Here is an 8,910-nt window from a genome sequence, read left to right as displayed (position 1 = left end):
CGCGGGCCGCGGTCCGTCCGCGGCGACGGTCGTCCCGCCCGGCCCGGGCGCGACGAGTCCGCCCGTGACGGCCACCCCGCCGAGCACGACCGCGGTCGACGCCGCGACGGCCGCGGCCTGCGGGACGGCCGCGGCGGCGACGCCCTGGCGGCCGATCATGGCGAGCGTGCCGAGCATCGGCAGGTTCGCGAGCAGCGAGACGAGACCGGTGGCGCGCAGCAGCCGCGGCACCGGGACGGCGAGCAGCGCGTCCACGACGTCGGGGTCGAACTGACTGCCCCGGCAGCGGACGACCTCGGCGCGGGCCGCCCGGGTCGCGAGCGGTGCCCGGTACGGGCGTGCCGCCGTCATCGACTCGTAGGCGTCCGCGAGGCCGACGACGCGGGCCGCGAGCGGGATGGCGCCGCCGCCGAGGCCGTCGGGGTAGCCGGTGCCGTCCCAGCGCTCGTGGTGGTTCCGGACGGCGGCGCCCCAGGGGCCGAGCCAGGGCACGAGCGGGGCGGCGAGCCGGGCGCCGTCCTCGGGGTGCCGGCGGAGCACCTGCCACTGGGCGGGCGTCGGCCGGCCCGCCTTGTCGAGGATGTCGTCGTCGACGGCGAGCGCGCCGACGTCGTGGAGCAGGGCGGCCCAGGCGAGCCGGTCGCGGTCCGGGGCGGGCAGCCCCAGCCGGTCGGCGAGCAGCGCGCACAGCGCGACCACCCGCCGGGTGTGGTGCCGGTGCCGGCGATCGTGCGCGCCGACGACGGCGAGCAGGGCGGCGAGCGCGGCGGCGTTGTCGGCGGCCGTCCCGGTGCGGCTGGTCCGGGCCCGGCGGACGACGGTTCGCGGGCGCTGCAGCGCGAGCGCCGCCCGGTGGGGTGCGGGGCCGGGGAAGGCGAGGCCGAGGCGCAGCAGGGTCGCGAGCGCGACGACGGGGCGGGCCGCCCGGCGCCCGGCGAGGGCCGTGCCGACCCCGAGCAGGGCCGCCAGCGCGCGGCCACCGGGCAGCGCGGGTGCGGCGCCGACAGCGGCACGGGCCACGAGGACGCCGACGAGGAGCGGGACGACGGTGCTCGCGGCGCGCAGCGCGAGAGCGGCGACGGGACGCGCCTGCCACCGGTTCGCGTGCGGCGCGGTCGCGGGGGTGCGGTCGCCGTCCACCTGCGCTGGATCGGCGTCCGGGCGCACCGGCTTGACCGGTCCCCGCCCGGCTCAGCCCGCCCGGGCCAGCCCGCCGGATCAGCCCGCCGGCTCAGCAGCGCGCCGCGGCGGCGGCCGCCAGCCGGCGTCGACCGGCCGCCACCGGGCGCCGTCCCACCGGCCGAGCCCGCGGGAGCTGATCTGCGACGGCCCGGCCGCGGCGGGCGCCGGCTCCAGGCAGCCGAGGCAGAGCACGGCGTGCCAGCGGCCGCCGTCGTTCTCGACGCCCCAGATCACCTCGCCCGCGGCGCCGCACGCCTCGCACGACAGCGGGAGCGCGGACGCCAGGACCTGCGCGACGCTCGCCTGCCCGCTGCACCAGCGGCCCCAGCGCAGCTCGAGGTGCTCGACGCCGGGCCGGTCCGCGGGCGCGGGGGAGAGGAACGCCCGGTGCCGGACGCACACCGCCTCGTCCCGCCGCCCGGGGACCCGTCGCGCCAGCACGGCCGGGCCGCCGCAGACGTCGCACGTGACGACGTCCGGCGGCCGGGCCGGAAGGTCGAGCACGTCCGGCACCTCCTCCCCGCCACGGACGACGGCGCGCACCCGCCACGGGGACGCGCGCCGGGACCATCCTCGCGCGGGCCGGGGACACCCGCCGCGCACCCCTGCGCCGGGGACGTCGCCCCCCGGTGTCGTACCTGTTTCGGGCACGTGTCCGCCCGGGACCTCTGAGGCCTTCGTCACCTCCCGGATCTGGAAGGATTGCCCCCGGAGACGCTGCAGCGCCGCAGCGCAGCGGGGCGTCGTCCAGCAGACGGCGCCGTCATCACCGCCGGGCGCGCTCGCGTGCGGCGGACGATCAGCACAGGAGCGATCGAATGCCCATCGCAACCCCCGAGGTCTACAACGAGATGCTCGACCGGGCGAAGGCCCAGTCGTTCGCGTACCCCGCCATCAACGTGACCTCGTCCCAGACGCTGAACGCGGCCATCGCCGGCTTCGCCGCGGCCGAGAGCGACGGCATCGTCCAGGTCTCGACCGGTGGTGCGGAGTACCTGTCCGGTCCGACGGTCAAGGACATGGTCACCGGCTCCGTCGCGCTCGCCGCCTACGCGCACGAGGTCGCGAAGAAGTACGACGTCAACATCGCGCTGCACACCGACCACTGCCCGAAGAACAAGCTCGACGGGTTCGTCCGCCCGCTGCTCGCGATCAGCGCCGAGCGCGTCCAGGCCGGCGGCCTGCCGCTCTTCCAGTCCCACATGTGGGACGGCTCGGCCGTGCCGCTCGACGAGAACCTCCAGATCGCCCAGGAGCTGCTCGCGCTGACCAAGGCCGCCAAGATCGTCCTCGAGGTCGAGATCGGCGTCGTCGGCGGCGAGGAGGACGGCGTCGCCAACGAGATCAACGAGAAGCTCTACACGACGGTCGCCGACGGTCTCGCGACCGCGCAGGCGCTGGGCCTCGGCGAGAACGGCCGCTACATGGCCGCGCTGACGTTCGGCAACGTGCACGGCGTCTACAAGCCGGGCAACGTCAAGCTCCGCCCGGAGATCCTCAAGGAGATCCAGGACGCGGTCGGCGCGCAGTACGGCAAGGACAAGCCGTTCGACCTCGTCTTCCACGGCGGCTCCGGCTCGCTCCCCGAGGAGATCGCGGCCGCGGTCGACTACGGCGTCATCAAGATGAACGTCGACACCGACACCCAGTACGCGTTCTCGCGCCCGGTGGCCGACCACTTCTTCAAGAACTACGACGGCGTCCTCAAGGTCGACGGCGAGGTCGGCAACAAGAAGGCGTACGACCCGCGCGCCTGGGGCAAGTCCGCCGAGGCGGGCCTGTCGGCCCGCGTCGTCGAGGCCTGCGAGAACCTGCGCTCGGCCGGTACGCGGATCAAGTGACCCGCTGACCTGCACCACCGCACGACCGCACGACCGCACGACCCGCCCGCGTCGTCCGCTCCCGGACGGCGCGGGCGGTCGCGCGTCCGGGCGTCACGGCAGCCGGACCCGGATGAGCACCGGGTAGTGGTCGCTGGGGAGCACGCCGGCCGGGCTGCGGTAGGTGTTCACCGCGGCCGCGACGACCGGCAGCCCGGGGCGGGCGTAGATCCGGTCGATCCGCGGACCGGGCAGCGGGGCACGGCGGTCGAAGCGGTTGAACGTCGACCACGCCGGGCCGGTCCGTGCCGCGGTCGTCCAGGTGTCCACCCAGCCGGCCTCGGTCAGCACGCGGTGCGGGGCGGCGTCCGGGCCGCTGTTGAAGTCCCCCGTGAGCAGCACCGGCAGTGCCGGGAACAGCCGCTCGACGGCGTCCTGCACGACCTCGGCCCCGCGCTCGCGGGCCTGCGCCGACGCCGCGTCGAGATGGGTGTTGACGACGACCACCTCGGCGCCGGACCCCTTGTGCCGCAACCGGACCCAGGTCGCCATCCGGGGGTCGCCGGCGGTCCACCCCGGCCCGGAGTCGACGCAGCCCTGGGTGGGGACGACGTCCGGCGGGCAGAACCACAGGTCGCCCCGGCCGAGGTCGGCGAGCACCGCCGGGTCCCAGAACACGGCCACGGTCTCGTTGAAGTCCACCCCGGGGCGATCGATGTCGCTGACCCTGGGGCGGCCGTACCAGGTGTAGCGGACGCCGGCGCGGGCCAGGTCGGCGCGCAGGTCCTCGGCCTGCCCCGCGGTCATCTCCTGGGTCCCGATCACGTCCGGCCGCTCGTCGGCGACGACCTGGGCGACGGCCGCCCGTCGTCCGGACGACGTGTAGCGGTCGATCCCGAGGATCTGCGAGTCCTGGATGTTGAAGGTCATCACGTCGAGGTCGGCCGCCTGCCGGGGCCCGGCGAGCCGGACCAGGCTCGGCTCGCCGCCGGGGGTCACGACGGACGACGGTGACCCGGACGACGGTGCCCCGGACGCCGGACTGCAGGCCGCGAGCAGCGTGCCGACGAGCAGGGTGCCTGCGAGCAGCGTCCTCATCTGCGCCATGATGCAGTGTGAGCCTCAACGACAACCTCCTCGGCATCCCGCCCACCCACCTCGCCGACGACCCGGCGCCGCGCGAGGCGCTCGCGGCCGGCACCGACCCGGCCCAGGTCGCCGCGGCGTACCCGGCGTCGAGCCTGCCCTGGGCGGTCCTCGCCGAGCAGGCCCTCGACGCGGGTCGCACGGTCGAGGGCTACGCCTACGCCCGGGTCGGCTACCACCGCGGTCTCGACGCGCTGCGCCGCTCCGGCTGGCGCGGCCAGGGGCCGGTGCCGTGGGCGCACGAGCCGAACCAGGGGTTCCTGCGCGCGCTCGCCGCGCTCGCCCGGGCCGCGGGCGCGATCGGTGAGACGCCCGAGCACGAGCGCTGCCGGACGTTCCTCGCGGACTGCGACCGGTCGGCCGTCGCGACCCTCGGGCTCGGCTGATCCCGAGAAGCCGGACATAGCACTCGTTTCGACGTGTCCGGCTCGCGCCGGGGCGCCCGGCACCGAAGGATGGTCCGGTGACCGACACCAGCGCGCCCGTCGTCGTGGTCGGCGGCGGCATCTCCGGCATCTCCTGCGCCCGGGTCCTCGTCGCCCACGGGTACGACGTCAAGGTCCTCGACCGCGGCCGCCGGATCGGCGGCCGGATGGCCGTCCGCACCGAGGACCTGGGCTCCGGCCGGCACGCGGTCGACATCGGGGCCTCGTACTTCACCGTCCGCGACGAGCGCTTCGCCAAGGTCGCCGCGGGCTGGGAGGCCGCGGGCCTGGCCGCCCCGTGGACGGACACCTTCCACCTCCTGGCCCCCGAGGGCCGGGTCGGGACGACGACCGGGCTGCCGCGCTGGTCGGCGTCCGGCGGCCTGCGCAGCCTCGTGGAGCACCTCGCCGAGGGGCTCGACGTGACGACCGGCCACGAGGTCGAGGAGGTCGACGTCGAGGGCGACCGGCTCACCGTCGACGGCGAGCCGGCGCGCGCCGTCGTCCTCGCGATGCCCGACCCGCAGGCCGCGGACCTGCTGCCCGAGCCGGTCGCGACCTGGCTCGACCTCGACGGCGGGATGGAGTGGTCGCCGGTCATCAGCGTCTGGGCCGCCTGGTCGCAGCGCTGGTGGGGCGACCTCGACGGCGCCTTCGTCGACGGCTCGCCGGTCGTGTCCTGGGTCGCGGACGACGGCAGCCGGCGCGGCGACGGCGCCCCCGTCCTCGTGGCGCACGCGACGTCCGTCTTCTCGGCCGGCCGGCTCGAGGCGCCGGGCACCGCCGTCCAGCCGGTGCTCGACGAGGTCGCCCGGCTGCTCGGCGCCGACGCGCTCCCCGAGCCCGAGCTGACCCACGCGCACCGCTGGTCCCTCGCCGCCCCGCTGCACCCGCACCGCGAGCCGTTCGCGCTGCACCCGGCGCTCGTCGGGGTCTGCGGCGACGGCTGGGGCGAGCGGGCCCGGGTCGAGCAGGCGTACCTGTCCGGGCTCCAGCTGGGCGAGGCGCTCGCGGAGCGGCTCGCCTGAGATAGCCTCGGTAGGGCCCGACCGGGCCACCAGGTGGGGCGTTCTGTGCGTGAGAGGTGGACCGCGATGCCCGCGATCGTGCTCGTCGGGGCCCAGTGGGGCGACGAGGGCAAGGGCAAGGCGACCGACGCTCTCGGTCACCGCGTCGACTACGTCGTGAAGTACAACGGCGGCAACAACGCCGGTCACACGGTCGTCGTCGGCGGCGAGAAGTACGCGCTGCACCTGCTGCCGTCCGGCATCCTCACCCCCGGCTGCACCCCGGTCATCGGCAACGGCGTCGTCATCGACCTCTCCGTGCTGTTCGAGGAGATCGAGGGCCTCACGAGCCGCGGCGTCGACTGCTCGAAGCTGCGCATCTCGGCGAACGCCCACGTCATCGCGCCGTACAACCGCACGATCGACAAGGTCACCGAGCGCTTCCTCGGCAAGCGCAAGATCGGCACGACCGGCCGCGGCGTCGGCCCGACGTACGCGGACAAGATGAACCGCGTCGGGATCCGCGTGCAGGACCTCTTCGACGAGCACATCCTCGCCCAGAAGGTCGAGGGCGCGCTCATGCAGAAGAACCACCTGCTCGTGAAGGTCTACAACCGGCGCGAGATCACCGTCACCGAGGTCGTCGACGAGCTGCTGTCGTACACCGAGCGGCTGCGGCCGATGGTCGCCGACGTCTCGCTCGAGCTCGGGCAGGCGCTCGACCGCGACGAGACGGTGCTCTTCGAGGGCGGCCAGGCGACCCTGCTCGACGTCGACCACGGCACGTACCCGTTCGTCACGTCGTCCAACCCGACCTCGGCCGGCGCCTGCACGGGCAGCGGGGTGCCGCCGACCCGGATCGACCGCGTCATCGGGGTCGTCAAGGCGTACGCGACCCGCGTCGGCGAGGGCCCGTTCCCGACCGAGCTCTTCGACGCGGACGGCGAGCGGCTGCGCGACGTCGGCCACGAGTACGGGACGACGACCGGCCGGCCGCGCCGCTGCGGCTGGTACGACGCCCCGGTCGCCCGCTACGCCTCGCGGATCAACGGCGTCACCGACTTCGTGCTCACCAAGCTCGACGTCCTCACCGGCTTCGAGAAGCTCCCGGTCTGCGTGGCCTACGACGTCGACGGCACCCGCACGCCGGAGATGCCGTTGACGCAGACCGACTTCCACCACGCGAAGCCGGTCTACGAGTACTTCGACGGCTGGGAGGACGACATCTCCGGCGCGCGGTCCTTCGAGGACCTGCCGAAGAACGCCCAGACGTACGTGCTCGCGCTCGAGGAGATGTCCGGCAGCCGGATCTCGGCCGTCGGTGTCGGCCCGGACCGGGACGCCACGGTGGTCCGGCACGACATGCTCGGCTGACCCGCCGCCCGTGGCTCGTCCGCCCCGGACCGTTCAACCCGTGCGGGTCGCCCGTTCGCGGACCGTGTCGAGCACCCGCACCGCCGTCGCGAGGTCGGCCTCGGGCAGGCCCTCGACGAGCAGGTGGGTCCGCGGCGCGATGCGTGACCGGACCTGGGCGAGCGCGGCCCGGCCGTCGTCGGTCAGGTGACCGTCGCCGGTGACGAGCCCCTTGCCGTGCAACGCCTCGAGCGCCGCGCGTGCCTGCCCGGGGGAGCCCTGCAGGGCCGCGGCGACGGCCGCCGCCGGGTCGTCGGTGCCGCCCGCGAGGGCGTTGAGGGCGACCCACTCGTCGCCGCCGGCGACCGGGGTGCCGCCGAGCGCGTCGAGCAGCACCGCCGACAGGGCGCGCTCGGTGCGGCCGATGACGGAGGGGAGCGGGTGCGGGGTGCCGGTCATGGCGGCCTCCTTGTGTCGTTGGTGCGACCAACGGTATGTCAGATGGTTGGTCGTGCCAACGGTTCGGTTAGGATCACCGCATGGAGGATGTGACGCCCCGGCTCGCCGTGCTCCCGACGTGGCTGCTCGGCCGGGCGGACGACCGTGCGCACCGGATCCTCGTCGATGCGCTGTCGGAGCACGGGTTCCGCGGCTACCACTACCGCGTGCTCGCCACGCTCGGCGACGGCGGCCCGGCGAGCCAGTCGGTCCTCGGTCGCGGCGCGGGCCTCGACCGCAGCGACGTCGCGACGACGGTCGACGACCTGCAGTCCCGCGGGCTCGTCGCGCGCACCCCCGACCCGGGCGACCGCCGCCGCAACGTCGTCGCGCTCACGCCGTCCGGCCGCCGGCTGCTGGCCCGCCTCGACGCCGTCCTCGCGCAGGCCCAGGACGCCGTCCTCGCCCCGTTGACGCCGGCCGAGCGCACGCGGTTCGTCGCACTCCTGGCCCGCCTCCAGCCCTGACCCCGCTCGACCCCCGAGGCACCAGCGCGTACGACCCGTTCATCGGGTCGTACGCGCTGGTAGCTGCGGGGCGCGGGCTCAGAACCTGCGGAAGGAGACGACCCGGTCTTCCGCGACGGCCTGCGCGGGGGCGAAGCCGAACTTGCTGTCGACGAGCAGCAGCCGGCCGCCGACCCGCTTGGCGGTCGTGAACGTCCGGTCCGCCGGGGTCGCGACGACCTCCTGCGTGGTCGCCGTCCGCCAGCGGTCGCGCAGCTCGAGCCGGGTGATCTGCCGGCTGAAGTTCTGGACGACGTAGAGGGTGCGGCCCGTCAGGACGATGCCGTCGGCGTTGACGAGCGGGGCGCCGTCCACCGGCACCTCGCTGATCGCCCGGCTGCGCAGCTCGATGCGCCAGAGCTGCCCGGTCGTTCCCTGGGTCGTGAGCAGGGCCTTGCCGTCCGGGGTCGTGACGATGCCGCCGAGGTCGAAGTCGGTGAGCGCCGGGGTGTAGGCGATCGTGCCGCTCACGTCGCGCCAGAGCTCGATCTGCCACGTGCCGCCGGAGCGGAAGACCCGCCAGATCCGCGGCAGGCTGGAGTCCGTCACGTAGACCGAGCCGTCGTCCGCGACCCGGACGTCGTTGAGGAACGAGCCGGGCTCGCCCGTCGGCAGCTCGGCGAGCAGACGGCCCGAGCGGGAGAAGACCCGGACCTCGGCGCTCGGCCCGCCGGCGACGAACACCCGGCCCGCGTCGTCCACGTCGATCCCGCGCCCGTTGTCGCCGGGGGTGGGGCCCTGCCACACCTCGAGCCGGTCGTCGCCGACCTTCGCCCGGTAGATCGTCCCGCTGCGGTTCGTCGCGCTGACGTAGACCAGGCCCGCGTCGTCGTCCACCCCGATGCCCTCGAGGAAGACGCCCGCCTCGGGCAGGTCCAGGTCGGGGACCGCCGCCGATGCCGGTGCCGCGGTGAGCACCGCCGACGCGGCGAGGACACCGCTCGCCACCACCGCCAGGATCGTTCGCATGAGC

10 protein-coding genes are annotated in these 8,910 nt (G+C 75.2%); 5 read left to right on the top strand and 5 right to left on the bottom strand.

Features of this window, described 5'->3' with window-relative positions:
* Both ECOMGDLI_RS13345 and ECOMGDLI_RS13340 read right to left on the bottom strand, forming a co-directional pair.
* Positions 1–1,140 (bottom strand): HD-GYP domain-containing protein (locus ECOMGDLI_RS13345; RefSeq protein WP_088317315.1); only part of this gene is annotated, 1,140 nt, incomplete at its 3' end.
* Between the two features lie 78 nt (positions 1,141–1,218).
* Positions 1,219–1,686 (bottom strand): hypothetical protein, encoded by a 468-nt coding sequence (locus ECOMGDLI_RS13340; protein WP_143447691.1) that lies wholly within the window; start codon positions 1,684–1,686, stop codon positions 1,219–1,221.
* A gap of 314 nt (positions 1,687–2,000) precedes the next feature.
* Between ECOMGDLI_RS13340 and fbaA the strand changes: the two genes are divergently transcribed.
* Positions 2,001–3,023, top strand: coding sequence for a class II fructose-bisphosphate aldolase (fbaA, locus tag ECOMGDLI_RS13335; protein WP_088317313.1), 1,023 nt, complete (start codon positions 2,001–2,003; stop codon positions 3,021–3,023).
* A gap of 93 nt (positions 3,024–3,116) precedes the next feature.
* Here the strand turns inward: fbaA and ECOMGDLI_RS13330 are convergent, their stop codons facing one another.
* A complete protein-coding gene (locus tag ECOMGDLI_RS13330) occupies positions 3,117–4,100 on the bottom strand; it encodes an endonuclease/exonuclease/phosphatase family protein (RefSeq protein WP_158220996.1) in 984 nt (327 codons plus the stop codon).
* Between the two features lie 17 nt (positions 4,101–4,117).
* On the opposite strand from ECOMGDLI_RS13330, the gene ECOMGDLI_RS13325 reads away from it, so the two are divergent.
* From ECOMGDLI_RS13325 to ECOMGDLI_RS13315, 3 genes are all read left to right on the top strand, one after another.
* Positions 4,118–4,534, top strand: a complete 417-nt coding sequence (locus ECOMGDLI_RS13325) for a DUF3151 domain-containing protein (protein ID WP_088317311.1) — start codon at positions 4,118–4,120, stop codon at positions 4,532–4,534.
* 77 nt (positions 4,535–4,611) lie between these two features.
* Positions 4,612–5,601 (top strand): NAD(P)/FAD-dependent oxidoreductase, encoded by a 990-nt coding sequence (locus ECOMGDLI_RS13320; RefSeq protein ID WP_088317310.1) that lies wholly within the window; start codon positions 4,612–4,614, stop codon positions 5,599–5,601.
* 66 nt (positions 5,602–5,667) lie between these two features.
* Positions 5,668–6,954 (top strand): adenylosuccinate synthase, encoded by a 1,287-nt coding sequence (locus ECOMGDLI_RS13315; protein WP_088317309.1) that lies wholly within the window; start codon positions 5,668–5,670, stop codon positions 6,952–6,954.
* 33 nt (positions 6,955–6,987) lie between these two features.
* On the opposite strand, the gene ECOMGDLI_RS13310 is transcribed toward ECOMGDLI_RS13315, so the two are convergent.
* Entirely contained in the window at positions 6,988–7,392 is a 405-nt protein-coding gene (locus ECOMGDLI_RS13310; protein ID WP_088317308.1) for a hypothetical protein, read from the bottom strand.
* Between the two features lie 80 nt (positions 7,393–7,472).
* On the opposite strand from ECOMGDLI_RS13310, the gene ECOMGDLI_RS13305 reads away from it, so the two are divergent.
* Positions 7,473–7,898, top strand: coding sequence for a MarR family winged helix-turn-helix transcriptional regulator (locus ECOMGDLI_RS13305; RefSeq protein ID WP_088317307.1), 426 nt, complete (start codon positions 7,473–7,475; stop codon positions 7,896–7,898).
* A 78-nt stretch (positions 7,899–7,976) separates the two neighbouring features.
* Here ECOMGDLI_RS13305 and ECOMGDLI_RS13300 read toward each other — a convergent pair whose 3' ends face one another.
* On the bottom strand, positions 7,977–8,906 hold the full coding sequence (locus tag ECOMGDLI_RS13300; RefSeq protein ID WP_143447690.1) for a gluconolaconase: 930 nt from the start codon (positions 8,904–8,906) through the stop codon (positions 7,977–7,979).
* Positions 8,907–8,910: the final 4 nt, after the last annotated feature.

The sequence above is a fragment of the Kineosporia sp. R_H_3 genome, from assembly GCF_002198675.1.
In the GTDB taxonomy this organism is placed as follows: Bacteria; Actinomycetota; Actinomycetes; order Actinomycetales; family Kineosporiaceae; genus R-H-3.
This window is presented reverse-complemented; position numbering and strand designations above follow the sequence as displayed.

Coding starts and splice junctions, on each gene's coding strand:
- ECOMGDLI_RS13305 (WP_088317307.1), top strand. CDS start 7,473: ATGGAGGATGTGACGCCCCGGCTCGCCGTGCTCCCGACGTGGCTGCTC.
- ECOMGDLI_RS13315 (WP_088317309.1), top strand. CDS start 5,668: ATGCCCGCGATCGTGCTCGTCGGGGCCCAGTGGGGCGACGAGGGCAAG.
- ECOMGDLI_RS13310 (WP_088317308.1), bottom strand. CDS start 7,392: ATGACCGGCACCCCGCACCCGCTCCCCTCCGTCATCGGCCGCACCGAG.
- fbaA (WP_088317313.1), top strand. CDS start 2,001: ATGCCCATCGCAACCCCCGAGGTCTACAACGAGATGCTCGACCGGGCG.
- ECOMGDLI_RS13330 (WP_158220996.1), bottom strand. CDS start 4,100: ATGAGGACGCTGCTCGCAGGCACCCTGCTCGTCGGCACGCTGCTCGCG.
- ECOMGDLI_RS13300 (WP_143447690.1), bottom strand. CDS start 8,906: ATGCGAACGATCCTGGCGGTGGTGGCGAGCGGTGTCCTCGCCGCGTCG.